At 56.5% G+C, this 26137-nt stretch carries 24 protein-coding genes, 1 tRNA gene and 1 other RNA gene; 18 read left to right on the forward strand and 8 right to left on the reverse strand.

What is annotated here, in order from left to right; all coding sequences use genetic code 11:
• Window positions 1–5: 5 nt before the first annotated feature.
• Window positions 6–230: a hypothetical protein gene (locus FEF65_RS04080; protein ID WP_138238518.1), complete on the reverse strand. Its 225-nt coding sequence runs from the start codon at window positions 228–230 to the stop codon at window positions 6–8.
• Between the two features lie 369 nt (window positions 231–599).
• Here FEF65_RS04080 and FEF65_RS04085 point away from each other — a divergent pair, with 369 nt between their 5' ends.
• A complete protein-coding gene (locus tag FEF65_RS04085; protein WP_238701168.1) occupies window positions 600–1538 on the forward strand; it encodes a M23 family metallopeptidase in 939 nt (312 codons plus the stop codon).
• 281 nt (window positions 1539–1819) lie between these two features.
• Here the strand turns inward: FEF65_RS04085 and FEF65_RS04090 are convergent, their stop codons facing one another.
• Entirely contained in the window at window positions 1820–4087 is a 2268-nt protein-coding gene (locus FEF65_RS04090) for an NADP-dependent malic enzyme (protein ID WP_138238519.1), read from the reverse strand.
• Window positions 4088–4182: 95 nt separating this feature from the next.
• Here FEF65_RS04090 and FEF65_RS04095 point away from each other — a divergent pair, with 95 nt between their 5' ends.
• The gene (locus FEF65_RS04095) at window positions 4183–5097 is read left to right on the forward strand and encodes a ketopantoate reductase family protein (RefSeq protein ID WP_138238520.1); all 915 of its coding nucleotides are present in this window, start codon (window positions 4183–4185) and stop codon (window positions 5095–5097) included.
• 119 nt (window positions 5098–5216) lie between these two features.
• On the opposite strand, the gene FEF65_RS04100 is transcribed toward FEF65_RS04095, so the two are convergent.
• Entirely contained in the window at window positions 5217–5897 is a 681-nt protein-coding gene (locus FEF65_RS04100) for an alpha/beta hydrolase (protein ID WP_138238521.1), read from the reverse strand.
• A gap of 284 nt (window positions 5898–6181) precedes the next feature.
• Between FEF65_RS04100 and mpl the strand changes: the two genes are divergently transcribed.
• Complete coding sequence (mpl, locus tag FEF65_RS04105) at window positions 6182–7573, forward strand: UDP-N-acetylmuramate:L-alanyl-gamma-D-glutamyl-meso-diaminopimelate ligase (protein ID WP_138238522.1); 1392 nt, start codon at window positions 6182–6184, stop codon at window positions 7571–7573.
• Window positions 7574–7582: 9 nt separating this feature from the next.
• Here the strand turns inward: mpl and FEF65_RS04110 are convergent, their stop codons facing one another.
• The gene (locus tag FEF65_RS04110; RefSeq protein ID WP_138238523.1) at window positions 7583–8425 is read right to left on the reverse strand and encodes a potassium channel family protein; all 843 of its coding nucleotides are present in this window, start codon (window positions 8423–8425) and stop codon (window positions 7583–7585) included.
• A gap of 135 nt (window positions 8426–8560) precedes the next feature.
• Here FEF65_RS04110 and FEF65_RS04115 point away from each other — a divergent pair, with 135 nt between their 5' ends.
• Together FEF65_RS04115 and FEF65_RS04120 are read left to right on the forward strand one after the other, a co-directional pair.
• Window positions 8561–9508, forward strand: coding sequence for a class 1 fructose-bisphosphatase (locus FEF65_RS04115; protein ID WP_138238524.1), 948 nt, complete (start codon window positions 8561–8563; stop codon window positions 9506–9508).
• A gap of 162 nt (window positions 9509–9670) precedes the next feature.
• Window positions 9671–10324, forward strand: coding sequence for a uracil-DNA glycosylase (locus FEF65_RS04120; RefSeq protein WP_238701169.1), 654 nt, complete (start codon window positions 9671–9673; stop codon window positions 10322–10324).
• A 48-nt stretch (window positions 10325–10372) separates the two neighbouring features.
• Here the strand turns inward: FEF65_RS04120 and FEF65_RS04125 are convergent, their stop codons facing one another.
• The 3 genes from FEF65_RS04125 to FEF65_RS04135 form a co-directional block, all read right to left on the reverse strand.
• Window positions 10373–11623, reverse strand: coding sequence for a NupC/NupG family nucleoside CNT transporter (locus FEF65_RS04125; protein ID WP_138238526.1), 1251 nt, complete (start codon window positions 11621–11623; stop codon window positions 10373–10375).
• Window positions 11624–12086: 463 nt separating this feature from the next.
• Entirely contained in the window at window positions 12087–12875 is a 789-nt protein-coding gene (locus FEF65_RS04130; RefSeq protein ID WP_238701170.1) for a DNA/RNA non-specific endonuclease, read from the reverse strand.
• Between the two features lie 88 nt (window positions 12876–12963).
• Window positions 12964–13039 (reverse strand) — tRNA-Thr (locus tag FEF65_RS04135).
• A 162-nt stretch (window positions 13040–13201) separates the two neighbouring features.
• Here FEF65_RS04135 and FEF65_RS04140 point away from each other — a divergent pair.
• Window positions 13202–14440, forward strand: coding sequence for an HD domain-containing phosphohydrolase (locus FEF65_RS04140; protein WP_138238527.1), 1239 nt, complete (start codon window positions 13202–13204; stop codon window positions 14438–14440).
• 28 nt (window positions 14441–14468) lie between these two features.
• Here FEF65_RS04140 and FEF65_RS04145 read toward each other — a convergent pair whose 3' ends face one another.
• Window positions 14469–15191: a 16S rRNA (uracil(1498)-N(3))-methyltransferase gene (locus FEF65_RS04145; protein ID WP_138238528.1), complete on the reverse strand. Its 723-nt coding sequence runs from the start codon at window positions 15189–15191 to the stop codon at window positions 14469–14471.
• Between the two features lie 75 nt (window positions 15192–15266).
• Here FEF65_RS04145 and FEF65_RS04150 point away from each other — a divergent pair, with 75 nt between their 5' ends.
• From FEF65_RS04150 to nuoI, 12 genes are all read left to right on the forward strand, one after another.
• Window positions 15267–15830 (forward strand): chorismate--pyruvate lyase family protein, encoded by a 564-nt coding sequence (locus FEF65_RS04150; protein ID WP_138238529.1) that lies wholly within the window; start codon window positions 15267–15269, stop codon window positions 15828–15830.
• Window positions 15827–16705, forward strand: a complete 879-nt coding sequence (locus FEF65_RS04155; protein ID WP_138238530.1) for a 4-hydroxybenzoate octaprenyltransferase — start codon at window positions 15827–15829, stop codon at window positions 16703–16705. Before FEF65_RS04150 ends, FEF65_RS04155 begins: the two co-directional genes overlap by 4 nt.
• A 22-nt stretch (window positions 16706–16727) precedes the next feature.
• Window positions 16728–17076: a transfer-messenger RNA gene (gene ssrA, locus FEF65_RS04160) on the forward strand.
• A 578-nt stretch (window positions 17077–17654) separates the two neighbouring features.
• Complete coding sequence (gene ndhC / locus FEF65_RS04165; protein WP_138238531.1) at window positions 17655–18026, forward strand: NADH-quinone oxidoreductase subunit A; 372 nt, start codon at window positions 17655–17657, stop codon at window positions 18024–18026.
• A complete protein-coding gene (locus FEF65_RS04170; protein ID WP_138238532.1) occupies window positions 18017–18493 on the forward strand; it encodes a NuoB/complex I 20 kDa subunit family protein in 477 nt (158 codons plus the stop codon). Before ndhC ends, FEF65_RS04170 begins: the two co-directional genes overlap by 10 nt.
• A gap of 9 nt (window positions 18494–18502) precedes the next feature.
• Window positions 18503–19135 (forward strand): NADH-quinone oxidoreductase subunit C, encoded by a 633-nt coding sequence (locus FEF65_RS04175; RefSeq protein ID WP_138238533.1) that lies wholly within the window; start codon window positions 18503–18505, stop codon window positions 19133–19135.
• Window positions 19128–20306, forward strand: a complete 1179-nt coding sequence (locus tag FEF65_RS04180; protein WP_138238534.1) for an NADH-quinone oxidoreductase subunit D — start codon at window positions 19128–19130, stop codon at window positions 20304–20306. The genes FEF65_RS04175 and FEF65_RS04180 overlap by 8 nt, the downstream gene beginning before the upstream one ends.
• Window positions 20303–20815 carry an NADH-quinone oxidoreductase subunit NuoE family protein gene (locus tag FEF65_RS04185; protein WP_138238535.1) on the forward strand — a complete coding sequence of 171 codons (513 nt, stop codon included), beginning with the start codon at window positions 20303–20305 and terminating at the stop codon, window positions 20813–20815. The genes FEF65_RS04180 and FEF65_RS04185 overlap by 4 nt, the downstream gene beginning before the upstream one ends.
• The gene (gene nuoF / locus FEF65_RS04190) at window positions 20812–22089 is read left to right on the forward strand and encodes an NADH-quinone oxidoreductase subunit NuoF (RefSeq protein WP_138238536.1); all 1278 of its coding nucleotides are present in this window, start codon (window positions 20812–20814) and stop codon (window positions 22087–22089) included. The genes FEF65_RS04185 and nuoF overlap by 4 nt, the downstream gene beginning before the upstream one ends.
• 70 nt (window positions 22090–22159) lie before the next feature.
• A complete protein-coding gene (gene nuoG / locus FEF65_RS04195; RefSeq protein WP_138238537.1) occupies window positions 22160–24514 on the forward strand; it encodes an NADH-quinone oxidoreductase subunit NuoG in 2355 nt (784 codons plus the stop codon).
• Window positions 24514–25575: an NADH-quinone oxidoreductase subunit NuoH gene (gene nuoH / locus FEF65_RS04200; RefSeq protein WP_138238538.1), complete on the forward strand. Its 1062-nt coding sequence runs from the start codon at window positions 24514–24516 to the stop codon at window positions 25573–25575. The genes nuoG and nuoH overlap by 1 nt, the downstream gene beginning before the upstream one ends.
• A gap of 66 nt (window positions 25576–25641) precedes the next feature.
• Window positions 25642–26124 carry an NADH-quinone oxidoreductase subunit NuoI gene (nuoI, locus tag FEF65_RS04205; protein ID WP_138238539.1) on the forward strand — a complete coding sequence of 161 codons (483 nt, stop codon included), beginning with the start codon at window positions 25642–25644 and terminating at the stop codon, window positions 26122–26124.
• Window positions 26125–26137 lie beyond the last annotated feature (13 nt).

Raw genomic sequence — 26137 nt, forward strand, 5'->3', positions numbered from 1 at the left:
GTAGCTTAGCGCGTCATGACAGCAGGGTACAGAGGGCCATCCTCGATCATGTCAAGGTTGATGCGCCGGTGATGATCGCTGCCGGCATAAAGGTGCGCATCGATGCGGCCCTTATGATCATCATCCAATATCAGCAGCAGTGCCGGTTCCTCTGCAAATGCTGAACGGTACAACGCTTTCAATGCTTCGATCGGGGCGCGATCCGCTTTCTGATGGTGGTATATTCCCATCGGCCTCACGCCTTTCATGTCCAGTTGGCGGTTCATGTCAGACGTGAATGAGTGTGTGGAAGGCGCGCTGTGACTCAGGTTTTTCGTGACATCAATAGTTGTATCCATGATATTGTCGCTGCCTGCAAGTACTCCCAGGCAGTCCGATGGTTCGCCGCAGATGGCCGAACGAAGTAGTGACTGCATGCAGTGGCGGCGAATGGAGACGCCGTTGGTTTGATCGGAATGGATTGGCATGGTGCAAGGCTAGGGGCCTGAATCAGTCCGTCAATCGGGCAGGTGTTTGATATGTGATATCCGCCACTGACGGTGCCTATCAAGCTTTGTAAGCGTGCCGATCAAGCCGGTGTGGAGGTGGAGATATTGAACGTGAGTAAGCAGATGATGGTGTCCGCATCCACATCCGGTCGTTTGATCGCGTTTGTGGTTGGACGCAGTGTGGTAACCGGTTTTGTGGTGGCTTTGTCCGTACTGGCCGGTTTCGGTATTTGGGGTGCCTATGGCACCTGGCAGAGTGCGCAGCTGGCTCTGGAGCTGGAAAAGCGCAGTAACCTGATGAGTGCCGAGCGTGCTCAGCAGGAGCTGGATGTTGCTTCACTCAGGGCGCAGCTGAAGGCTGAGCAGGAAAAATCGATGGTGTATGCCCGCACGCTGGGACAGCTGCAGGCAAGAATGACCCGTCTTGATGCACTGGGCTCCCGTCTGGTTGATGTGGCCGCTCTCGACAAGTCCGAATTTGATTTTGGCTTTGAGCCTGCAGTTGGCGGCCTCCGGGATGTGAAGCCGGGTATGCCGGTGGATGATGCCATTGCCCAGCAGGGTATGGCCCAGGTGGATGATCACCTGCATCAGGTGGATGTGCAGCTGACGGCACTGGACTATATGCTGGAGAGCAAGCGCAGCCAGCTGCATGCCCGCCCGCATGCGTGGCCTACAACCGGCGGCTGGATCAGCTCCCGTTTCGGTCCTCGTATCGATCCGTTTACCGGTGCTCAGGCGATGCATTATGGTGTTGATATTGCCAACCGCCCCGGAGCTCCGGTGCTGGCCAGCAGTCGTGGTGTGGTCAGCTTTGCCGGTAAAATGGAAGATTTCGGATATGTGGTCGATCTTGAGCATGGCTATGGTTACAAGACCCGTTATGCCCACATGAGCAGTGTCAGTGTTAAAATTGGCGATGTGGTGGAAGAGAAGCAGAAGCTGGGACTGGTGGGTTCAACCGGCCACTCCACAGGTCCGCATATTCATTATGAGGTGCGCCGTGACGGCAAACTGGTTGATCCCCGCACCTTCCTGCGCAGGGGATAATCAGCCGATCTGCTGAGCTTGCCTCGTACAACAATCTGATTTGCAGGCTATGTAATAGATCTTTTGCGGACTGATGTTTGCCATGCGCGGCAATCAATCAGTATCTCATGTTTTATTCCGATATTGAATGAGCTGCGCGTTTGTCGGCAGCTGTGGGCCTTGTTTGCTCACGGCGACGCATGTTGCTGAGCCGGCATTTGATATGCGAATCCTGATGTGTTTTGTGGCGAGGGGAGTATGGCGGCCAGAGGCGTAAAGCCTTCCGGCCGCCATCGCTCTGTTTATTTGTCGGCGGCTCTTGCTGCAGCAATGGCTGCCATATTGACGATGTCATCCACGCTTGCCCCGGTCTGCAGCACATGGGCCTGCTGAGGCAGTCCGAGCAGAATCGGTCCGATAGCCGTGCCGCCCCCCAGTTCACGCAGCAGTTTGTAAGCGATGTTGCCTGCCTGCATGGTCGGGAAAACGAGTACGTTGGCCGGTTCTTTCAGTTTGCTGAACGGGTATTGTTTCAGAATCACATCATTGACGGCGGTATCTGCCTGCATTTCACCATCGACAACCAGATCCGGGCGGCGCTCGTGCAGCAGGCGGGTTGCCTCGGCAACCTTGCGGGTTTCCGGGTGATCGACGCTGCCGAAGTTGGAGAAAGAGAGCATGCCAACGCGGGCCGGACAGCCCAGTGAGGTGGCGGTGTCAGCGGCCAGTTCCGCCAGCTGCGCCAGTTGCCCTGCATTCATTTCCACATTTACCGTGCAGTCAGTGAGGAAGTAGACGCCCTTCTCCATGACCATGATATACATGCCGAAGACCTGGTGATGGCGACCGGTGTTGTCGTGGCCGAGCACTTTCAGCAGCGGACGCAGTACATTCGGGTAGTGCGCAGTGCGGCCGGAAAGCATGGTGTCGGCAAAACCCTGTCTGACCAGCATGGCGCCCAGCAGATTCATGTCATTGCGCAGGGTTGTGGCGGCATCACTGCGCAGAACGCCATGGCGCTTACGGTCAAAATAGTAGGCGTCGGAGAGGCTGGCAAAGCGGGAGTTGTCGACCGTCGGATCGACAATTTCAATATTACCTGTTTCCAGCTTGCCATGTTCGCAGATCTGCTCGATCACGCTCTTGCGACCGATCAGCATCGGCTCGGCAATGCCGGCTTCCTTCATTTCAATCGCGGCACGGATGATGGTCTCGTCTTCGCCTTCGGGCAGCACGAGACGGGTTGGACGACTTTTCGCCTTGTCAGAGATGATGCGCATGAACAGGCGGGAGCTGTCAATGCGGCCGACCAGTTCCTGGGCATAGGCTTTTGCATCTATCAGTGGCTTGCGGGCGACACCTGTTTCCGTTGCTGCTTTGGCAACAGCCAGTGGCACTACCTCGATCAGGCGCGGGTCGAACGGCTTTGGCAGGATGTAGGTCGGGCCGAAACGCAGCTCGGTTGCGCCGTAGGCCTTCAATACCGACTGAGGCACATCCTCGCGGGCCAGTCTGGCGAGGGCATGAACAGCCGCAACCTTCATCTCTTCATTGAACGAGGTGGCCCGTACATCGAGTGCACCACGGAACAGGAAGGGGAAGCCCAGTACATTGTTGACCTGGTTCGGGTGATCAGAACGTCCTGTTGCCATGATCAGATCATTGCGGGTGGACATGGCAAGATCGTAGCCGATTTCGGGGGTCGGGTTGGCCATGGCAAACACGATCGGACGAGGGGCCATCGACTTGAGCATCTCTGCGGTGACGCAATTGCCTTCTGAAAGGCCGACAAATACGTCCGCTCCTTTCATCGCCTCTGCCAGTGTGCGCTCAGGCCTTGATGTGGCGAAATAGGCCTTGTGCGGAGGCATCTCCTCATCGCGGTCCTTGCTGATCACGCCCTTGCGGTCGAGGAAAAGGATGTTGTCATGTTTGACGCCCAGCTGCTCGATCAGCTTCATGCAGGCAAAACCGGCGGCGCCGGCGCCGAGGCAGACAATGGTGACATCCTCAATCTGTTTTTTCTGCAGGATCAGGGCATTAAGGAACGCTGCGGCCATAATGACGGCGGTGCCATGCTGATCATCATGCAGCACGGGGATGTTCATGCGCTTCTTCAGCTCTTCCTCGATGACAAAGCACTCCGGGGCCTTGATGTCTTCAAGGTTGATGCCACCGAATGTCGGCTCCATGCGGGCGACGGTGTCGACAAATGCCATCGGATCATTTTCGTTCAGTTCGATATCAAATACATCGATATCGGCAAAGCGCTTGAACAGTACGCCCTTGCCCTCCATCACCGGCTTGCCGGCCAGGGCACCGATATTGCCGAGGCCGAGTACGGCCGTGCCATTGGTGATCACACCAACGAGGTTGGCGCGAGAGGTGAATTCATCAGCCAGGTCGGGATTTTCGGCAATTGCCAGACATGGCTCGGCAACGCCGGGGGTGTAGGCCAGCGCCAGGTCGCGCTGGGTCAGGCATGGTTTACTGGGGTGGACGGATATTTTCCCCGGTTTTGGTGAGCGATGGTATTCGAACGCATCTCTGCGTAGATCCTCTTTTGACATTGTGCACCCCGTTGAGTTTGATTCATGATCAGCAACAGCCGAAACTGGCGGCAAATCATAGCGTCTGACGTGCGTGCGGTCATGGGGGGGATGAAATGAAAATGGGCTTTGCCGGTGCAGGTGCGGTTGGTTGCCACTATGGCAGCAAGCTGGCGCAGGCGGGAGCGAGTGTGGTGCTGCTGGCCAGAGGCGCGCACTTGCTGGCTATGCAGCGTGACGGACTGCTGCATGAGTCGGAGGGGCACACGCTGCGTGTGCAAATGTGTGCGAGTGATGATGTCGACGTGCTGGCCGCTTGCGATGTGGTGTTTTTTACCTGCAAGATGACAGGGCTGCCGTCGCTGATCGAGCAACTGCGTGGCCGGCTTGCAGCCGGGACGCTGCTGGTGACACTGCAAAACGGAGTGCAGGCGCCGGCGATGCTTGCGGATGCTTTTTACGGGTATCCGGTGGTCGCAGGAACGGCCTTTATCGGTGCCCGGCTGGAGGCGCCGGGGCATGTGATTCATTCGGCTGCCGGCGGCGTGCGACTGGGAGCATGGTCAGCAGAGGTTGATGCGGGCCGCTTGCAGCAGCTGGTGGCGACATTACAGCAGGCGGGGATACCCGCCCGGATAGAGGAAGATCCTGTTGTGATGCTGTGGCGAAAGCTGTTGTGGAACTGCGGTTTCAATGCCATGACGGCCATCACCCGTCGCTATGCCGGTGAGATCGTGGCGGATCCGGCGCTGCGGGAAATGGCCGAGCTGGCGATGCAGGAGACTGTTGCGGTGGCTTGTGCCAGCGGGGTGGCTCTGACAGAGACGGATATTGCCGGGCATGTTGCCATCACTGCTGCGATGGGGCCGGTGAAAACCAGTATGTGGCAGGATATCGAGGCGGGCCGTCCGGTGGAGGTTGATTATATCAACGGATATGTGGCCGGGGAGGCCGAGCGCCTCGGGCTGGCGGCACCGGTGAATCGTCTGCTTGCGGTACTGGTAAGGGCCATGGCTGAGCGGGGATACTAATGCAGGCCGGGTGGCTTTGCCCTGTCGGGCGGGCGGCTTGTTTGCAGGTATGCTCACGTCGCTGTCCGGATGATCATCGGTGCAGCCTTTCCGGATCAGGCGGAGCTGTTTGCGGTGGTTTACTGCTTCAGCGGTGACAGCCGGGCGGTGATCCATTGGCCGATGTGCCGGATCTCCTCCATGCACACCGAGTGCTCCATCGGGTAGCTGTGCCAGTCCAGCCGGTAGCCGGCAGCGCGGATCTTTCTTGCCGTTGTATCGCCAAGTGCGAACGGGACGACCGGATCATCCACGCCATGGCCGATGAACAGCGGGGTGGTGCGGGACTCTGCGGTGAACTGATGACTCTTTTCAGGTAGCAGCAGATAGCCGGAAAGGGCGATGATGCCGGCCAGTGGTGCTGTCTGACGCAATCCTGCATGCAGTGCCATGGCTGCGCCCTGCGAAAAGCCGGCGAGTATGATGCGCGAGTTTGGGATGCCACGCATATTCTCCTGTTCGATCAGCATGGCGATGCTGTCGGCGGAGGCCGTGATGCCGGCTTCGTCATGGGCGATGCCCAGGTCGTTTTTCCGGATATCATACCAGGCAGGCATGATGTAACCGCCATTGATCGAGACCGGCATGGCGGGGGCGTGAGGAAAAATGAAGCGTATGGCTGTTGTCTGCGGGAGTCCCAGCTGCGGGACAATCGGCTCAAAATCATGGCCGTCGGCACCAAGGCCGTGCAGCCATATCACGGTTGCCGTCGGAGATGGGGCTGTTTCAATGCAGATGTGGGGCAATACTTTGCGGCTCATGGCCGTATCATGCATAGCTGCTGTCGATTCGACAATCGGACGGTGTGGCGTGCGCATTGGGGGAGCTGGCGGCGCGCAGCTCTGCGGCCACCGGTTTTGATTTCTGCAGTGACTCTGCTATTTTGTGTCAGGGCTATCCTGTCCATTGCTGATAAAGGCGTTATGATGGCGGGCCTGCTGAACGCCGGGGTTTTCAGTGGCCCCTTAATCCCGGGGATTCCGGTTGGGCGCGTCCGGACGGGATGTTCAGGTGAATATTTATGGGTATGAATCCCGGAGTGGTTATGAACAGGAAGCTGCATATTCTCGGTGTTTGCGGTACGGCCATGGCCGCCATTGCGACGCTGGCCCGTGAAAAGGGGTGGGTGGTTTCCGGTGCTGATGAGGGGGTGTACCCGCCCATGTCCGACTATCTGGCCGCCCAGGGGGTTGCGATTGCTCCGTTTGATGCTGCGAATCTGCAGCCGGCCCCGGACCTCGTTGTGGTCGGCAACGCGCTGTCGCGCGGCAATGTCGAGGTCGAGAAGCTGCTGGATGAAGGGCTGGATTACACATCCGGTGCCCAGTTTGTCGGTGATCATATTCTGCCGGGTCGTCATGCCGTGGTGGTTGCCGGTACACATGGCAAGACCACGACCTCCAGTCTGCTGGCATGGGTGCTGGACCGCGCCGGCCTTGCTCCCGGCTTTATGATTGGCGGTATGCCGGAGGATTTTGGCAGTGGTGCCCGGCTGGGCAGCGGCAGTCATTTTATTCTTGAGGGCGATGAGTATGACACCGCCTTTTTTGACAAGCGCAGCAAGTTTCTCCATTACCATGCCCGTACGCTGATTCTGAATAACCTCGAATATGATCATGCCGATATTTTTCCCGACCTGGCCGCAATCAAGACCCAGTTTCACCATCTGGTTCGTACGGTGCCGGCCTCCGGTTGTATCATGGTCAATGGCGATGATGACAACCTTGCGCAGGTGCTGGAAAGAGGCTGCTGGAGTCATGTCGAGCGTTTTGCCCGATATGGAGGCGGGCGCGATGCTGCCTGGCAGTGGCAGCCGTTGAGTGACGATGGCTCTGCCTTCCGCCTCTATCATCTGGGTGAGGTCGTCATGGAGGTGTCGTGGCGGATGATCGGTGTGCACCAGATCGCCAATGCCTGTGCCGTTGCTGCTGTAGCCAGTCGTTTCGGAGTGCCGGTGGATCAGATTGCCGGGGCCTTTGCCTCCTTTGGTGGCATTCGCCGGCGCATGTCACTGGTGGGGGAGGCGCGGGGTATTCGGGTTTTTGATGATTTTGCCCATCACCCGACGGCCATACGCGGGATTGTCGCGGCAGCGCATGCAGCAATGAAAAGTGGCGGGCGCTTATGGGTCGTGGTTGAGCCGCGCTCCAATACCATGCGCACCCGTATTCACCAGCAAACCCTCTCCTCCTGCTTTGCGGCAGCAGACAGGGTGCTGTTTGTGCCGGCCTCGGCCCGTAACCTCAGGCCTGAAGAGGTGCTGGATGCAGGCCTGGTATGCCGGGAGATTGGGGAGCATGCAGCACTCCTGCCGGATGCGGCCGCCATCATTGCCTGTGTGCAAGAGCAGGCCCGCAGTGGCGATGATGTGTTGATTCTTTCCAATGGCGGCTTTGACGGTATTCACCGGCGCTTGCTGGCGGCTCTGGCCGACTGACCCTCATCACTATGATGGTGGTGTGTGATCAGGGTCATCACGTTGCCGTGGTGGATGCTGTGCCGTGGCGCAATAGGGACAATAGCTGAATTCCTGGGCGATCATGCGGGCGCATGCGGGGCAGCTGCGCTGATAGGCGAGTGAATGGCTGATTTTGACGGAGATGACGCCGGTCAGCATGGCAAAGGTTGAAATGCCGATCATGATCAGGACCGAGGCCAGGATCCGGCCTGCAGCACTGTGCGGTACGATATCGCCGTAGCCGACGGTGGTCATGGTCACCAGCGACCACCAGCAACCTTCAAATGCATTGGTGATATTCTCGGGCTCGAGCAGGTAAATCAGGTTGCCGGCGACCAGAACAATGATTGAGATTGCTGATATGACGACGGCCATGATTTCAAATACATCCCTGAGTGAAGCGATGAACAGCTGCAGGGCACGCAGGTAGCGTATCAGCTTGAGCAGGCGGAATACCCTGAGCAGGCGGATGGCGGTATTGGCATCGCCCAGTATCAGCAGCGGTAGCAGGGTGGCGAGGTCCACCAGCCCGTAAAAGCTCAGCGCATATGCCAGTGGTCGCCGGGCGGTCAGCAGCCGGGCGATGTATTCGATGATAAACAGTGTGATGATGCCGATTTCGACCGTGTAGAACAGGGCTTTCCAGCGTGCTTCAAGGTGGCCGACTGTGGCGAACATGCCGATGATGACGCTGGCAATAATGATGATCATCAGGGTGGCATTGGTGCGCCGCCCTGCCTTTGATGAGAGATCGAACAGCCAGCGATTGAGTCTGGCTCGCAGCGGGTTGGCGATGGGTGTGTGTTTCCAGTGTCGGGCATGACGGGACATGACGCAGCTCCTTCCTGTTGCAGATGATAGGGGCGAAGCACGTCGTCATCCAGCCGGGGTTTTGTATTTGGCTGCTTTATTGTTAGCATCAGCCGGCTTTTGATTTTATCCGCACGCGGATTCAGGGAGAGGGATATGCCAACTACATTGAACAGCATCGCCAAACAGGGAGCAAATGGCGTTGCCATGATGCCGATTATCCAGGGTGTGGGGCGTGCGGCGATTGAAATCGCAGCCGTACTGCGCGGGGCTGTATTCCGCGGTGTGCTTGGCGGTGCGGGCAGTGAGAATGTGCAGGGTGAGCAGCAGCAGAAGCTGGACGTGCTCTCCGATGAGATTTTTCTGGAAGAGATGCGTTCAACCGGTTTTGTTTGCGCGGTCGGTTCCGAGGAGCAGGAAGAGCTGCTGGTGATTGATGAGTATGCTCATGCCGATTATGTAGTGCTGGTGGATCCGCTGGATGGTTCTTCCAATCTGGATGTGGATGGCCCTGTCGGTACCATCTTCTCCGTTGTCAGGCGCAAGACCGCCAACAGCGACTATCCGCATGTTTCCGATACGCTGCAGTCCGGCCGCAACGTGATTGCTGCAGGTTATGTGCTTTACGGTCCGGCTACGATGCTGGTTTGCTCTGTCGGTGATGGTGTGCACGGTTATACATTCAACCCGTCGGCTGCCCGTTTCGAGCTCAGCCACGCCAATATTCGCATTCCGGCCAAGGGTGGTTACTACTCGGTCAATGAGGCGAACAAGAGCAGCTGGCTTGATGGCATGGGCGACAACCTCGATCGCATGAAGGACGAGACCGGTCTCGGCATGCGTTACGTTGGCGCTATGGTTGCCGATATGCACCGTACGTTGCTCAAGGGTGGCGTATTCCTTTATCCTGCTGATAACAAAAACACCACCGGTAAGCTTCGCCTGTTGTATGAGGCGATTCCGATGGGCTTTGTGATGGAGCAGGCTGGTGGCAAGTCGATGAGCAATGGCATCCATGTGCTTGATATCGAGCCGGAAGCGCTGCATCAGCGTGTACCGGTTTATCTGGGTGCTGCGGCCAACGTCGATTCACTGCTCGGTTGAGCATTGCCTGACCACAAGCTGTTTGTTGAAACATATTTGAGGGAAATCGGCGTGCAAACGCCGGTTTCCCTTCTTTCTTTTACACCCTCATTGATACCGGAGCCCGGCAAAGCTGTCTCAGCTCAGCCAGCTCTGCCTTCACCTTCCCCCCGTTCCGAAGTCGTGGCATCACGCCCCTCTGTAGCCGCGCCCGTATGCGCTGCCTCCCCGCCATCGGTCAGCGGCGGTGTTGCCGAGGCCGTCGCCCCCGTCGTCTTCAAGACACTCGATGAAATCGCTGTTTCTGCATCCGGCTGTCGCCTTTGTGCGCTGGCTGAAACGCGGACGCAGGTTGTGTTCGGCGTGGGTAATCCGGCGGCCGATATCCTGTTTATCGGTGAAGCGCCGGGGCGTGATGAGGATTTGCAGGGCGAGCCGTTTGTCGGGCGGGCCGGCCAGTTGCTTGATCGTATGCTGGTGTCGATGGGGCTGGATCGTGATGCGGTCTATATCATGAATGTGGTCAAATGCAGGCCCCCGAATAACCGGGATCCGAGGCCGGATGAGGTGCAGGCCTGTCAGCTCTGGTTTGAACAGCAGCTGGATGCTCTGCAGCCGAAGCTGATTTGCCTGCTCGGGCGGGTGGCCGCACAAACCGTATTGCAGACCGATGCGCCGCTGGGATCACTGCGTGGTCGCTGGCATGCTTTTCAGGGCATACCGACGCTGGTGACCTATCATCCTGCCTACCTTTTGCGTTCACCTCAGCAGAAGCAGAAGAGCTGGAGCGATCTTTGTGTGCTGAGTCATCGCTACAGCGAGCTGGTGCAACGCTGACCAAAAGCGCTGCCATTTTTTATGACAGCTTGTGCATGGAGGGATGTTTCAGCTGAGGATCAGGCCGGCAATGGTGCCGGTCAGACAGGTGGCCAGAGTGCCTGCCACGATCGACTTCATGCCCAGCTCAACAATTTCACCGCGCCGCTCGGGAACCATGGCCGCCATGCCACCGAGCATGATGCCGAGGCTGCCCAGATTGGCAAAGCCGCACATGGCATAGGTCATGATCAGTTTCGAGTGCTGACTCAGGGTGCCCTCAGGCAGAGCCGCCATTTGCAGGTAGGCGATAAACTCATTCAATACTGTTTTGGTGCCCATCAGGGCGCCGGCGGTGCTGGCTTCGCTCCATGGAATGCCCATCAGCCATACCATGGGGGCCATCAGCCAGCCAAGCATGCGCTCAAGGCTCAGCGGCGCGCTGTTAAACGAGGGTAGCAGTGCCAGGATCTGGTTGACCAGATTGACCAGTGCAACCAGGACCACCAGCATGACAATAATATTGGCCAGAAGTTTCAGGCCATCGGTGGCGCCGCGGGTGACAGCGTCCATGCTGCTGGTCGCCGGGTTGGGGTTATGCAGGCTGGCCGGGGCTGTGTGTGTGCTGCCTGGAATCATGATCAGTGCAATCATCAGGGCTGCCGGTGCTGAAATCAGCGAGGCGGTGAAAATATGACCCATCGCATCAGGGATTGTATGGCCGAGAATGGCGGCATAGAGCGCCATCATGGTGCCGGCGATCGTAGCCATGCCCGAGGTCATCAGAGCGAACAGTTCGCTGCGACTCATCTCTTTAAGATAGGGGCGCACCAGCAGAGGTGCCTCGATCATGCCGACAAAAATATTGGCCGTGGCACTCAGGCCGAGCGCACCGCCAATGCCCATGGTCCGGCTGAGCAACCATGCAAATGCTTTGACCAGTAAAGGCAGAATGCGCCAGTAAAAGAGTAGCGCCGAGAGCGCGCTCATCACCAGAATCAGTGGCAGGGCACGAAAGGCCAGAATAAAGCTGTTGCCATTGTTGCTGTCGGTAAATGGTGTGGCTCCGCCGCCGAGATAACCGAAAACAAAGGCTGTGCCTGCCTGGGTGGCATTTTGCAGGGCCATGATGATGCCGTTAAGGCTTAAAAAGAGCTGTTGAAACAAAGGCAGTTTCAGCAATAGCAGGGCCAGAAACAGTTGCAGGCCAAGTCCTGCGACAGCGATGCGCCAGTTGACGGCTCTCCTGTTTTCACTGAGTTGCCAGGCTAGTGCTGTGATAAGGATCAGTCCCAGCAGCCCCTGCGCGGTCGATTCCATGGCGATCTCCTTCACTGCCGGGCATGGCGCTCATCGAATGACGAAAAGCATGCGTTGCACAGGTTTCGATAGCCTGCTTCTGAGGGTCCGTGCGTGCAGAAGCAGCAGCTACAGGCGCCATGTTAGGGGGATGCTGATTTATTGCCATCCCGGTAAAGAGGGTATCTCCCGGGTGACTTCAGCCGGATTTTTCTATCGGCATATCAGTGCGCGGGCCTGGTAAAAGGCCGCGAGCGCGATGACGATAAAGATCATATTGTATTCCATGGTTGCTTCCTCCCGATCACAGGAGCCATGCTGGTCGTCAACGGGGCTGTTGAATGTATGCTGTATCACAGGTTTGGCCTTCGTTTGTACATCAGCCATTCACATGCTCGATATGGCGGAGCCTCCCTGTACCGTATGCAGTTGTCTGAATCACTACCGGGAGGTGGTGATGCAGATGATCACCGGCAGCGCCTGCTCAGGATTTGCCCGGGCGATGGCTGCTCTGGCCGATAAACTGGCCGGGGCGCTGACGGGTGACGACCTTGCAGTCGACCTGATGGTCGCGGAGCCGGTCATGTTTGATGTTTTCATGGCTGTCGTTTTTGTAATAAAAGCAGCGTTCGAAGCCATGGTTGTCATAGAGCATTTTCCAGAATGCCTCGGGGTAGGCGATGCCTGATTTTTTCAGGCGTTTGGGACTGTCGCTGTAGATGACGCCATTGACAACGGTGACATGGCCGAGCTTGCGGGCGACCTGGCGTTCATATGTCTCTGCCTTGACCCATGTTTTCCGGTTAATGGCTGAGTATTGCGGGATAATATTGGCCATCGAGTAGACCGAGTGCAGTGCCTGCGGGGAGTAGTCGAAGGAGGCGTCCGGTGCCAGGTGGCCCCGATCGGCATGAAATTCATTTTTGGTGTAATCCGAAGATGTGGTGCGGTAACGGTCGGGGATGGATGTGTCAGGGTAGAATCGAGGTCTTTTTTTGATGTCACCCTTATCGACCTTGTTGCCATCCAGTGTGTAGCCGACATAGCGGGCGCCTTTGGCATGGTAATCATAGCAGATCTGGTAAAACTTTTTGTCGAGCACCTGATCACAATTCTGCCTGTTGATAAAGTCACTGATTTCGGTTGCTGTGGCTGTCGTGCTGAGAGTCAGGAGCATGAGGGTTGCTGTGATCCAGTGGCTGACAGTGGTGGTGCGGAAAAATGAGTGGCTGTTTTTACGGAGCATGATGAACACCTCTTTTTGACGGGGCATGAGCGGGGATTGTGGCGACCTGGCATCAGATGACTTATCGCACCGGATGGTGCTGGCATAAGCTTGTCGTGAAAAAAGCGTGTCTGTGTGGAGCCGATGTCCGGAATCGAACCGGAGACCTTCTCATTACGAGTGAGATGCTCTACCAACTGAGCTACATCGGCCTCTGCTTCAACAGAAGGCCCGCATCTTAGCAATAAATCGTCTGATGGGAACTGCTAAGTTTTCCGGTTGCCGGGATGGTTGGCGATGGCGCTGATTTTGCTTGGCAGCTCAGGCAGCGGCATAAATCCGCGATAGACAGGGTGAGACGGGCGAGGTGGTGTGTGAGTACATTTGATATCAATTTGCATGAGCTGGTTTACTCGTTATCCGATGCCCTCGATCTTGTCGGTGTTGTGCAGGTGCATCATGGCAAACGGGTTGCCTTTATGGCGGCAGAGTGTGGCAAACAGCTCGGGTTTTCTGCCGATGAGCTGGATGGTCTGTTTCAGGCGGCAATTTTGCATGATTGCGGTGTATCCAATACGGCGGTGCATGCGCGTCTGGCTCAATTTGAATGGGAGCAGTCACAGGGGCACTGTGATATCGGAGCCGCCCTGTTGCGACAGACGCCGCCACTCGCTCATCTTGCCGATGTGATTCAGTATCATCACACGCACTGGCATCAGTTGCGTGAGATTGAACTTCCGGCGCAAACCAGGCGGATGGCCAACCTTATCTTTCTGGTCGATCGGGTGGATGTGTTATCGCTGAAGGCTCAGGTCAATGATGCCAATATCCTGCTTGGTGTGGATGCGATTCTGGAGAAAATCATCAGCAAGCGGGGTGACTGGTTTGATCCCGAACTGGTTGATGCATTGATCTATATTGCTGACTCCGAGGCCTTCTGGCTCTCTCTGGAACGCGAGCATGTGGATGGCTATGTGTCTGAATGGATGCAGCATGAGGTGGCGCGCCCGATCAGTTTCGAGCATGTGAAAAGTCTGGTGAGAATTTTCTCTCATATTGTCGATGCCAAGAGTCCTTTTACCCGTGATCACTCCGAAGGTGTGGCGAGACTGGCCCGGTATCTGGGGGGGAAGCTGGGGCTGCCCGAACACTCCTGCGATATGCTGGAGCTGGCCGGTCTGCTGCATGATATCGGCAAGTTACGGGTGCCTGATGAGATTCTGGAAAAGCCCGGCCGATTGAATACGGTGGAGTTCAAGACGATTCAGCGCCACAGCTTTGATACGTTCAGTATTCTGAAGAAGGTCAAGGGCTTTGATGCCATTGCCCGGTGGGCCGGGCAGCATCATGAGCGGGTGGATGGCGGCGGCTACCCCTATCATACCAAAAAGAGTCTGTTGTCACTGGAGGCGCGCATCATAGCTGTGGCCGATGTGTTTCAGGCGCTGGCCCAGAATCGCCCCTACAGGCAGGCCCTGAGTGCAGCACAGGTGCTGGCTCTTCTGCAGGAGAATGTGGATGCGGGCAAGCTCGACCGGCATGTGGTGGAGCTGGTCGAGGCGGAGCTGGATACATGTTGGCGGGAAGCCACCTGTATGGAGCGCGCGCTGTAGCAGCGGGATGGCCGTTACTGCGCGATGGCTATTCCGGGCGAATGGCCTGAATGGCTGCCAGTAGTGCCGGTGCGGCAGTTTCCGTGCGCAGAATGCGGGGGCCAAAGGCAATGCAGGCAAATCCCAGCTGTTCCAGCGTTGCGATATCCTGATCGCTCCAGCCACCCTCCGGGCCGATCGCCAGGGTGATGTCGGTGGCTGCCTGCAGGATGTCGCGTGTTTGTGGCCAGGTTTGATCTGTGTGGGGATGGAGGGTGAGTCCGCTGCCATGGCAGGGCACATCGGCAAGGTGATGGTGCCAGCTGACTGACGGCACGATCGTGCGTCCGCTTTGCTCTGAAGCTTCGGTGATGATTTTCTGCCAGCGATCGAGACGGGCATCCAGTCTGGAGCCTTCAAGTTTCAGTGAGGAGCGCTCGGAGCGTGTGATGTGGAAGCTGGCTGCGCCAAGTTCAGTGGCCTTTTGCAGTACGGTTTCAATCTTCTCGCTGCGGCAGGCTGACTGGACGATATGGACCCTGCATGCCATCTCCCGGCTGACATCGTGGTGGGCTGATACCAGACATGATGCATGCTGTTTGGAGAGGTTCTCAATGGTGGCATCAAACTCTCCGCCCTGACCGTTGAACAGCGTCAGCGGGTCGCCTGCATTGTGGCGCATGACGTGTCGAAGGTAGTGGGCCTGATCGGCAGGCAGCTCGACAGAGGTACCGATTTTCAGTGGCTGATTGATAAAAACGCGGCATGACATGGTGGCGGATTTGGCCTGATTGGATGCAAGTATGCAAGGCCTTGACCGTGGCAGCTGTTAGATCATGATGCGCGCATGTTTTTTGGCGCTATAGAGTTGCAACCCTGGCAGTCGGTCCGTACATGGAATCCGGCGGCTGCCGGCTTGAGTCGCGATATCGCGGCGGTATTGACGACCTCCGATTCTCTGACCCGCTTTCTTGAGCGTCACTTCGCCATTCGTCTTGATGTGCAGCTGCACGATCAGTTTGTCGATCTGGCCTCGGCTGAGGAGGCCAGGCTTCTGGTTTGCAAGCCGGGGGCATCCGTATTGCGGCGCCAGGTGTCGTTGTTGCACCGTGGCTCGGTGATGTTTGATGCTGAATCGGTGTTGCCACTGGAGAGTCTGCCGGCTGATCTGATGCGTGAGCTGCAGGAGGGCGTGCGTCCTTTGGGTAATCTGTTGCTTGATCGCGGTTTGTCGCTGGCGCGCTCGGATCTCGGCGTTGTGCAGCTGGATATGGAGGGGATTTATCGGGGGCGCTGGGCCAGACGTTCTGTGCTGCGCTCTCCATCCGGAACGCGTGCGCTGGTGGTTGAGGTGTTTCATCCGGTGATCTGGCAGCGTGTTGAGGGTGCCTCCCGCCGTTACCCGCAGTGAAGTTTACTCCGGCAGGAGGGGCGGCTGACTGGTACAGGCTTCTTCGTATTGACCGCCCGGTGGGCTACTGGCTGTTGCTGTGGCCGACCCTGTGGGGATTGCTGGCCGCGTCCGGCGGGCATCCGTCACTGAAAAATACCATCATCTTTGTTGCCGGTGTGCTGTTGATGCGTTCTGCCGGCTGTGTGATCAACGATTTTGCCGACCGGGATCTTGATCCGCATGTGGAGCGGACAAAGTTGCGCCCGATTGCAGCCGGGGCCATTGCTCCGGGGGCTGCACTGAGCGGTTTTGTGGTGATGATGTTGCTGGCATTGTTGCTGGTGGCCCAGACCTCCCTGTTTGTGATGGGACTTGCCGTGATCGGTGCTGTGCTGGCCTCCTGTTACCCGTTTCTCAAGCGCTATACGCACTTTCCGCAGGCCTGGCTGGGGATGGCCTTCGGCTGGGGGGTGGTGATGGCGTGGGCGGCGGAAACCGGCTCTGTGCTGGATTCACCTGTGCCATGGTTGTTGTTCGCGGCCAATATTTTCTGGTCGCTTTCATATGATACGGCCTATGCACTGGGCGATCGCAGTGATGATCTGAAGGTGGGGGTGAAGTCCACCGCGATCTGGTTTGGTGATCGTGCGGTGGCTGCCATCGTTGTGCTTGCGCTGCTTATGGTGGGCTTGCTTGGTGTGGCGACCTTTATGCTGGGTGGTTTCTGGGTCGGGCTTGGCTGGTGGCTGGCACTGATGCTGCAGCTGTTATTGTGCGGGCGATTGCTGCGTTGTGGCGAGCGCTGGGGATTTACCTTTTTTCTGCAGTCTCATTATGTCGGTGTGCTGTTTGTTGCGGGGTTGCTGCTGCAGGGCTTGCTGTCACCACAGTAAGGTATAGCATTCGATCTTTCACGGGGGCGACTTGGTTTCGACGGAGATGCTGAACCCTGTGGGGCATGTCGGGATGGTACTCTCGTTAAAAAGACCATTTGCAATAATTGCAAACGACGACGTAGAACTAGCTTACGCTGCGTAAGTTACCCCGTTCCTGAGGTGTCCATCCATTGGGAGTACGGGGCCATTTAGATGGAATCGCCACTCGGGGCTGGAGACTCGTGGTCCCCTGGGTTAAAAGTTACGAATCGACCTTGTGGGCACTTTGTCCGTTTGGTTTTCACAGGGTGCTATTCGAACGGACTAAACATGTAGAACCATAGGCTGATGGTTTTCGGACGCGGGTTCGAATCCCGCCGCCTCCACCAAATAAAAAAAGGCCGCCCGCCCTAGGTGGCCTTTTTTTATGCTTCATCGCGCATGAGCGGGAAATATGGCTGGTGTAAGTGTTTGATTTGTAAGCAAAGACACAATGACTCGGGCATCATGCCCTCGCCCTGCGGGCGGTCGTTGGCCGTCCAGTTGGCTTTCTGCCTCTTTGTCGCAGTTTGTCTTTGCGAACTGATTGTTGCCAGGGCGGCAATCAATCAGCATCTCCGTAGTGAATCACTCTGTTCGGCAAATCCATAAGGGGGGGGGGCAAGCGGCATCAACCCATCTTTATCGGCACTGGTTGCCGGGCTTCCGCGATGCGCCTTTTTAATTTGTGCGTGCGTTTTTCTGTTGTGGTGCTGATGCTTTCCGGTCTTGTTTTGTGCTGTTTTGATCGATGGGGGCAGAGGGGGTGGAGGCTGACAATCAGCATGATGAAAAAAGCTTTTTCCGCAGTAATTAAAGGGTTAATTGTGCGGGTAATCTTGACCAGATTGTGCGCCGGTGGTAGCAAGCACACTCAGTTTTCAGAGGGCTGTCTCGAGGGACCGGTAGATTCAGGAGGGGGGTTGCAATGGGCGCGGAATATCTCGCCAATGAATATGCACCAATTTTCATCTTTATAATTATTGCTTTTGTAATGGGCGTAGCCCCGCTTGCACTGACCTATATTATCGCTGAGCAGAAGCCTGATTCGGAAAAGCGGTCTGCCTACGAATGTGGTTTTGAGGCCTTCGAAGATGCACGTATGCAGTTCGACGTGCGCTTTTACCTCGTGGCGATTCTGTTTGTTGTATTCGATCTTGAAAGTGCGTTTTTGTTTCCGTGGGCAGTGGTGCTGGATAAAATAGGTCTGTTCGGCTTTGTCGAAATGATGCTGTTTCTGGTGATTCTGCTGGTTGGTTATATCTACGCGTGGAAGAAGGGAGCCTTGCAATGGGAATAGAAGGCATTCTTGAAAAAGGTTTTATTACCACAACTGCTGACAAGTTGATTAACGGCGCGCGCGCCGGTTCTCTCTGGCCGATGACCTTCGGTCTGGCCTGCTGTGCGGTTGAAATGATGCATGCGGGTGCGTCCCGCTATGATCTCGATCGCTTCGGTATCGTGTTTCGTCCGAGTCCGCGTCAGTCCGATGTGATGGTGGTTGCAGGTACGCTGTGTAACAAGATGGCACCGGCACTGCGCAAGGTGTATGACCAGATGTCCGAACCACGCTGGGTGATCTCGATGGGCAGCTGTGCCAATGGTGGCGGCTACTATCACTACTCTTATTCGGTGACGCGCGGCTGTGATCGCATCGTTCCTGTTGATATTTATGTGCCTGGATGTCCTCCGACTGCAGAAGCATTGCTTTACGGATTTATCCAGCTGCAGGAAAAGATCAAGCGCACCAATACGATTGCCCGGTAGGCACAGAGCATGACGAAGAAGAACAGTATGGAAGAAAAGTTACAGGACGATATCGGTGCGGATGCGCCGTATGATCCGGCGCCGGAAGTGGCCGGGCTGCGCAAGCGTTTTGGCGCACAGGTATTGTCGGTTGAGGCCGGTATCGATTGCCAGAGTGTGACGCTGGCGCGTGAGTGCATTGTCGAGGCATGTCACTATCTGAAGTCCGAGCATGGTTTTGAGCAGCTGATGGATCTCTGCGGTGTCGATCGCAGTACCTACCCGGGCTGGCCTGCCGGCGCGCCCCGCTTTCAGGTGGTTTATCACCTGCTTTCCCTTTCCCGCAATCACAGGATCCGGTTGAAGGTGGGGCTGAATGAGCGTGAGCTTGTTGATTCGGTGACCGAGGTGTGGCCGACTGCCAACTGGTTTGAGCGCGAGGCGTTCGATCTTTTCGGTATTATCTTCAATCATCATCCGGACCTGCGCCGTCTGCTGACCGACTACGGTTTTGAGGGACACCCGCTGCGCAAGGACTTCCCTGTGACCGGTCGTGTGGAGATGTTCTTTGATGAGTCACAGTGGCGCTGCGTCTATCGTCCGAATGAGGTCAAGCTCAGGCAGTTGATCCAGAAATCATGGCCGGGGGTTGATCGTGGCTGAGATCAAGAATTACACCCTTAACTTTGGTCCGCAGCATCCGGCAGCGCATGGTGTGCTGCGTCTGGTGCTTGAGCTGGATGGTGAGGTGGTGGAACGCGCCGATCCGCATATCGGCCTGCTGCATCGTGGAACCGAAAAGCTGTTCGAAGAAAAGACCTATCTGCAGAACCTTCCCTATTTTGACCGTTTTGATTACGTCTCCATGATGGCCAATGAGCATGCCTATGCTCTGGCTGTGGAGAAGCTGCTCGGTATTGAGGCGCCTGAGCGTGCCCAGTATATCCGCGTGATGTATGCCGAGCTGACCCGTATCCTCAATCACTGCATGTGGCTGGGAGCGGTGGCGCTGGATATTGGCGCCATGACCGTATTCCTGTTCTGCTTCCGTGAACGTGAGGATATTTTCGACTATTACGAGGCGGTTTCCGGTGCGCGTATGCATGCATCGTATTTCCGTCCGGGTGGTGTGGCCAAGGATCTTCCTGAGGGCCTGCTTGAGCGTATCAAGGGCTTTACCGAGCGTTTTCCCGGCTATGTGGATGAGTATGAAACACTGCTGACGGAAAATCGTATCTGGAAACAGCGTAACGTCGATATTGCCATTGTGGATCAGGAAGCTGCGCTGGCGTGGGGCTTTACCGGTCCGATGATTCGAGGCTCCGGCATCGCCTGGGATCTGCGCAAGACCCAGCCGTATGATGTTTATGACAAGATGGACTTTGATATTCCGGTCGGTGTGACCGGTGACTGCTATGACCGCTACCTGGTGCGTGTTGAGGAGATGCGTCAGTCCAACCGCATTATTGAGCAGTGTGTGGACTGGCTGAGCAAAAATCCGGGGCCGGTCAAGGTGGATGACTACAAGCTGACAAGCCCTCCCCGTGCCGAGATGAAGGCCGATATGGAAGCACTGATCCATCACTTCAAATACTTCTCCGAGGGTTACCATGTACCTGAGGGTGAGGTTTATGCGGCAGTTGAACATCCGAAGGGTGAATTCGGCGTTTATCTGATTGCTGATGGCTCCAACAAGCCATACCGCATGAAGGTGAGAGCGGCCGGCTTTGCTCATATTGAAGCCCTTGATTACATGTGTCGCGGTCACATGATCGCTGACGTGGTGGCGATTCTTGGAACCCAGGATATTGTGTTCGGTGAGGTTGATCGATGAGTGCACAGTTGAATGCGACTCCCCATCGTTTCAGTGAGGCTCGTCTGGCGGAAATCGCCGAGCTGGTGAAACGCTATCCCAGTGCCCAGTCGGCATTGATGCCGGTGCTCTATATGGCACAGGAAGATTTCGGTTATCTCTCCATGGATGTGCAGCAGCATGTTGCCGATGTGCTGAACCTGCGTTTGATGCAGGTGCGTGAAGTGGTGACGTTTTACACCATGTTCCGCGAACAGCCGTGTGGCAGCTATCTGCTTGAGGTATGCACCAGCTCCGGTTGCATGCTCAATGGTGCCTATGAGCTGGTGACGCACATGGCCGATACCCTTGGTATCAAAATTGGTGAAACCACACCCGATGGTCTGTTTACGCTGACCGAGGTGGAGTGTGCCGGTGCCTGTGGCGGTGCGCCTGTTGTGCAGGTGAATAACGTATATCACGAAAAAGCTACACCTGAATCAATGGATGCGCTGATCACGCAGGTGCGGGCAAGCGGGGGTGGCAAGTGATTCCTTCTGATCCCAAACAGGTGAAGCAGATATGCTTTGACCGGATCAATATTCCGGATGTGCACACCCTGGCGGTGGCACGCAAGCATGGCGCCTATGAGTTCCTGCCGACTGTACTGGCTGAATTTACGGCGGCGAAGATTATTGATGAGGTTAAAGTCTCCGGCCTGCGCGGTCGTGGCGGTGCAGGCTTCCCGACCGGTCTGAAGTGGTCTTTTGTGCCGCGCAATACCGGTAAGCCGACCTATCTTCTCTGCAATGCGGACGAGGGTGAGCCGGGTACATTCAAGGATCGCGATATTATGCGCTTTGATCCGCATCTGCTCATTGAAGGCATGATCATGGCCGGCTTTGCGCTTGGTGTGCGTGACGCCTACATCTATATCCGCGGTGAGTTTGTGCATGAAGCCAATGTGCTGAATGCGGCCATTAAAGAGGCTTATGCAGCCAATCTGCTGGGTGAGAATATTCTCGGCAGCGGCTATAGCATGGAGCTGACCGTACATCGTGGTGCCGGTGCCTATGTCTGTGGTGAGGAGACGGCGCTGATCGAGTCTCTGGAAGGCAAGCCGGGGCGCCCGCGTTTCAAGCCGCCATTCCCTGCCGTTGAAGGTTTTTACCGTTGCCCGACCGTGGTCAATAACGTTGAAACGCTGGCCACCGTACCTGCTATTCTCAAGCACGGTGGTGCATGGCATGCGGCGATCGGTGTGCCGAATAATACCGGTTGCAAAATCTTTTCGGTTTCCGGCCATGTGAACAAGCCCGGAAACTATGAGGTGCCGATGGGTACCTCGCTGAAGACCCTGATTGAGGATTATTGTGGCGGCCTGCAGCACGGTAGCGTGCCCAAGGTGGTGATCCCGGGTGGTTCTTCCACACCGTGGCTGACAGCCGAGCACTACAATACCCCGTTGACCTATGACGGTATGATCAAGGCCGGTTCGATGCTGGGCTCCGGTGCTGTCATTGTGCTGGATGAGACGGCTGATGTGGTCTCCTTTACCCGTCGCCTGGCTCACTTTTATGCCCATGAGTCATGCGGTCAGTGCACGCCGTGCCGTGAGGGAACCGGCTGGCTTGAGCGTATCATGGACCGTATTGAAGCAGGGCAGGGCTGTGAAGGTGACTTGCGTGTATTGAAAGATGCCTCGACCCATATGGCAGGCCGGACGATTTGCGCGCTGGCAGATGGTGCAGCGGCTCCGATCCTGTCCATGCTCAAGCACTTTCCCGAGGAAGTTCGAGCCTATCTGGCGGAGAATGCAGCATGAGCGCATCTATATTCCGTAAGATGATCTGCGTAGTGGCAGGGCAGCAGTGTGATACCGATGGGGGTGTGGCGTGACCAGTTTGTTAATCAATGATCAGGAAGTTGAGGTCACGCCTGGCACCAGTATTCTGGAGGCCTGTCGCCAGCATGGTGTCGATGTACCATATTTCTGTTATCACCCGGAATTGTCTGTAGCGGCCAACTGCCGTATGTGTCTGGTTGAAGTTGAGGGCTGGGGTAAACCGGCGGCCTCATGTTGTACGCCTGTCTCCGAAGGGATGAAGGTGAAAACCCAGACCGAATCACTGAAAAAAGATCGTAAGATGGTGATGGAATATCTGCTTATTCACCATCCGCTGGATTGCCCGGTTTGTGATCAGGGTGGTGGCTGCAAGCTGCAGGATTATGCCCTGACCCACGGCGCCTCCAAAGGCCGCTATGCCGAGCACAAGCGTGCTGTGGTGAACTATGAGCTGGGCCCGTTTGTGAATACCTGCATGACCCGTTGCATCCACTGCACCCGCTGCGTGCGTTTTGCCGATGAGGTGGCCGGTACCGGTGATATCGGTGTGCTCAATCGTTCCGATCATATGACCATTGCCGGAATTGTGGAGGAGGCTCTGGAGTCGGAGCTCTCCGGTAATCTGCCGGATATCTGCCCGGTAGGGGCATTGCTCGACAAGCCATCTCTGGATGTTTCCCGTCCATGGGAGATGACCCATCACAAGGGTACCTGTACCCAGTGTCCGAATGGTTGCGATATCAACATTGAGTCGCGTGGCGATGAAGTGATGCGTATTCGCCCGGTGGAGAACAGTCCCGAGCCATGGCTCTGTGACCGCGGTCGTTATGTCTATGATGCATTCCGTTCGGATGCCCGCATTCTTGAGCCGCGTGTGCGTCGCGATGGTGCGCTTGCAGCCACCGGCTGGGACGAAGCATTTGAGCAGGCTGTCGCTCTGCTGAAAGGCAAGCGTGTCGGTATCGTCTTCTCGCCGGACTGGAGTGTTGAGGCACATGCCTCTATTCGCCTGATGCGCGATGCGCTTTTCCCGGATGCAAAGGTGGCCTATGACCTGCACCGCAGGGATTTGCGCCCGTTTGCCTTTGAAGAAGGTTTCTCCATGACGACGGCCCAGATTGAAGCGGCTGATCAGGTGGTTGTGCTCGGTTCGGATCTGCGCCAGCGCCTGCCATTGCTGATGCAGCGTCTGCGCAAGCGTGGTCGTGCCGGTAAACCTGTGGCGCGTATCGGCGCGATGAACTATCGCACCAATATGACGATCAGCAGCGATGCGATCATCCGTCCGCGTGACTGGCCGGCAGTGATTGCCCGTGCCATGGAGCAGGTACGTGTACTGGGCAAAACGGCAGCCGGTTTTGATGCCTGGCTTGCAGCAGTGCCCGAGCGCCATGAGGCAGGAAAGATTCTTGCTGATGCACTGATGGCTGACAGCTGTGCCCTGCTGGTCGGTGAAGAGATTCGTTCGCACGATGATGCGGCAGCCCTTATCTATGGTATCGATCTGCTGATGCGTGCCTGTGGTCATGCCGAGAAGGACAGTGACGGGCGTAACCTGATTCCTGAGGGTATGAATACCCAGTCGCTGGCAGCAAGTTTCGGTGATGTTCGTATCAGTGCCGGTGAGCTGTTTGCCCAGGCGGGTGCCGGTGCGCTCGACGCGCTGGTGGTGATTGGCAGTGATCCTATGGGTGATGGTCTGTTCCCGTCGGCTGCGGCTGCCGTGCTGGGTAAGGTGCCTCTGGTTCAGATCGGTTCCATCAGTGGTCGTACCGGTGAATTCGCCGATGTGCAGTTGCCAGCCTCCGCCTACCCTGAAAATGAGGGTACCTTCGTCAACATGGAAGGGCGTATTCGTGTGGCAACCAATCCGATCCGTTCGCTGGGTCAGGAGCGTCCGCTGTGGAAGGTGATGATGCGTCTGATCCAGGTGATGGGCGGCGAAGTGCCGGTTGTCAGTATGGATGAGCTGCGTGCCGTCGTTGCCGGCCGTATGCCTGAGCTTGCCGGTATCTGGGCGAGCGGTGAGACGGACAGCGTGATGGTCCGACCTGCTCGCAATCGTGATGCAGCCTGTGTGCCTCGCAAACAGGATCAGGCCTTTGCACTGGATGTGGTCAGTCGTTACTCGATGTACCGTGAAGGCATGTGGGCCAGGGCTTCAGGTTTGTTGAGCGAAGCTGCCGATCTGCATGCACTGGATGATGTGCTCGTTCACCCTGATACCCTGGCATCCGCCGGGCTTGCAGCAGGTGAGCTGACCGTACGTTCATTCCTGGGCGAGAAGGTCTTTCATGTGGGTGTTCGCGAGGATGTCAGTCCGGGTGTCTTGTTTATTGCCAGACGCGGAGTGGCAGGGGAGCTGTCAGATGTAAGTGCTGCCAGCCTGTCGGGAGGAAAATGATGAGTGGTTGGGATATGGCCGCCCAGGCGGGAATCTGGGCGCTGGAGATTCTGGCGATTGCTGTGCCTGTTGCACTGAGCGTTGCCTATATCACCTATTTCGAACGTCGAGTGATCGGCTGGGTACAGGTTCGTAAGGGATGTAACCGTGTTGGCTGGGCGGGTCTGCTGCAGCCGCTGGCCGATGGTCTGAAGCTTGTGCTGAAGGAAACCATCATTCCGACCACCTCGAACAAGTATCTGTTTATCGCGGCGCCTATTATCTCTCTGGTGCCGGCTCTGGTGGCCTTTGCTGTGGTGCCATTTGGCGAGACGACGCTGTTCGGCCTGTGGGATGTGATGCATGTGATGAGCATCTCCAATCTGAATGTCGGTCTGCTCTACATTATGGCGATCTCCAGTCTCTCCATCTACGGTATCCTGATGGCCGGCTGGTCATCGAACTCCAAGTATCCGTTTATCGGTGCGATGCGTGCGACCTGTCAGATGATCTCCTATGAGATCTCCATGGGCTTTGGTCTGGTGACCGTGATGATGCTGGCCGGTTCACTGAACCTTTCCGATATCGTGCATGCCCAGCAGGGTGGCCTGTTGCACTGGTATATGATTCCGCTCTTCCCGATGCTGATTGTCTATTTCATCTCGGGCTGTGCTGAAACCGCCCGTACCCCGTTCGATCTGGTTGAAACTGAAGAGCTGGTTTCCGGTTACTATACCGAATACTCCGGTATGTGGTTCGCCACGTTCTCGCTGGCTGAATATGCCGCGATGATTCTGATCAGTCTGATGACCTCGATCCTGTTCCTGGGCGGCTGGTATGCACCGATTCCTGCGCTGGATTTCATTCCGGGTACTGTCTGGCTGCTCGGCAAGACGGCATTCCTGATCTTCGTCTTTATCTGGTTCCGCGCGACATTCCCGCGCTATCGTTATGACCAGATGATGCGTCTGGGCTGGAAGGTGTTCCTGCCCTGGACACTGGCGTGGATCGCTGTGGTCGGTATTTTTATCTATACCCCTGGTCTTGATTCAATTATCAACTTCTGGATGCCGTGGAGGTAATGGCATGACAGTCTTGAATGGCTTTACAGCTGCACTGCGTTGCACTGATGAAATGGGAGGGGCGGCATGATCAAGCGTGCATTAAAGACATGGCTGCTGTGGGAGCTGGTTCTCGGACTGGCACTGACCGGCCGCTATATGTTCCAGAAGAAAATCACTGTAGAGTATCCGGAAGAAAAGACTCCGCTCTCCCCCCGTTTTCGCGGCCTGCATGCCCTGAGACGTTATGAGTCGGGCGAAGAGCGTTGTATTGCCTGCAAGTTGTGCGAGGTTGTATGCCCTGCAGCGGCAATTCTGATCGAATCCGCAGCCCGTGAGGACGGTAGCCGCCGCACCACGCGCTATGATATCGATTTTACCAAGTGCATTTACTGCGGTCTCTGCCAGGAAGCATGTCCGGTTGACGCGATTGTCGAGACACAGGAGTTCGAGTACTCCACAGAGTCTCGTGCAGCACTGTATTACACCAAGGATATGTTGCTGGCCGTTGGTGACCGTAATGAGAAGCAGATCGCGGCCAATCTGGCTGCAGACGCGCGCTACTGCTAGGCTGGGTCCGGGA

It is taken from the genome of Mariprofundus erugo (assembly GCF_005818865.1).
GTDB lineage: Bacteria > Pseudomonadota > Zetaproteobacteria > Mariprofundales > Mariprofundaceae > Mariprofundus > Mariprofundus erugo.

Bases quoted from the DNA above. Each gene is read 5' to 3' on its own strand.
- FEF65_RS04130 (WP_238701170.1), bottom strand. From the start codon at position 12,875: ATGCCCCGTCAAAAAGAGGTGTTCATCATGCTCCGTAAAAACAGCCAC.
- nuoH (WP_138238538.1), top strand. From the start codon at position 24,514: ATGAGTGGTTGGGATATGGCCGCCCAGGCGGGAATCTGGGCGCTGGAG.
- nuoI (WP_138238539.1), top strand. From the start codon at position 25,642: ATGATCAAGCGTGCATTAAAGACATGGCTGCTGTGGGAGCTGGTTCTC.
- FEF65_RS04090 (WP_138238519.1), bottom strand. From the start codon at position 4,087: ATGTCAAAAGAGGATCTACGCAGAGATGCGTTCGAATACCATCGCTCA.
- ndhC (WP_138238531.1), top strand. From the start codon at position 17,655: ATGGGCGCGGAATATCTCGCCAATGAATATGCACCAATTTTCATCTTT.
- FEF65_RS04100 (WP_138238521.1), bottom strand. From the start codon at position 5,897: ATGAGCCGCAAAGTATTGCCCCACATCTGCATTGAAACAGCCCCATCT.
- FEF65_RS04110 (WP_138238523.1), bottom strand. From the start codon at position 8,425: ATGTCCCGTCATGCCCGACACTGGAAACACACACCCATCGCCAACCCG.
- FEF65_RS04095 (WP_138238520.1), top strand. From the start codon at position 4,183: ATGAAAATGGGCTTTGCCGGTGCAGGTGCGGTTGGTTGCCACTATGGC.
- FEF65_RS04185 (WP_138238535.1), top strand. From the start codon at position 20,303: ATGAGTGCACAGTTGAATGCGACTCCCCATCGTTTCAGTGAGGCTCGT.
- FEF65_RS04125 (WP_138238526.1), bottom strand. From the start codon at position 11,623: ATGGAATCGACCGCGCAGGGGCTGCTGGGACTGATCCTTATCACAGCA.
- mpl (WP_138238522.1), top strand. From the start codon at position 6,182: ATGAACAGGAAGCTGCATATTCTCGGTGTTTGCGGTACGGCCATGGCC.
- FEF65_RS04175 (WP_138238533.1), top strand. From the start codon at position 18,503: ATGACGAAGAAGAACAGTATGGAAGAAAAGTTACAGGACGATATCGGT.
- FEF65_RS04145 (WP_138238528.1), bottom strand. From the start codon at position 15,191: ATGTCATGCCGCGTTTTTATCAATCAGCCACTGAAAATCGGTACCTCT.
- FEF65_RS04170 (WP_138238532.1), top strand. From the start codon at position 18,017: ATGGGAATAGAAGGCATTCTTGAAAAAGGTTTTATTACCACAACTGCT.
- FEF65_RS04080 (WP_138238518.1), bottom strand. From the start codon at position 230: ATGGGAATATACCACCATCAGAAAGCGGATCGCGCCCCGATCGAAGCA.
- FEF65_RS04115 (WP_138238524.1), top strand. From the start codon at position 8,561: ATGCCAACTACATTGAACAGCATCGCCAAACAGGGAGCAAATGGCGTT.
- FEF65_RS04150 (WP_138238529.1), top strand. From the start codon at position 15,267: ATGTTTTTTGGCGCTATAGAGTTGCAACCCTGGCAGTCGGTCCGTACA.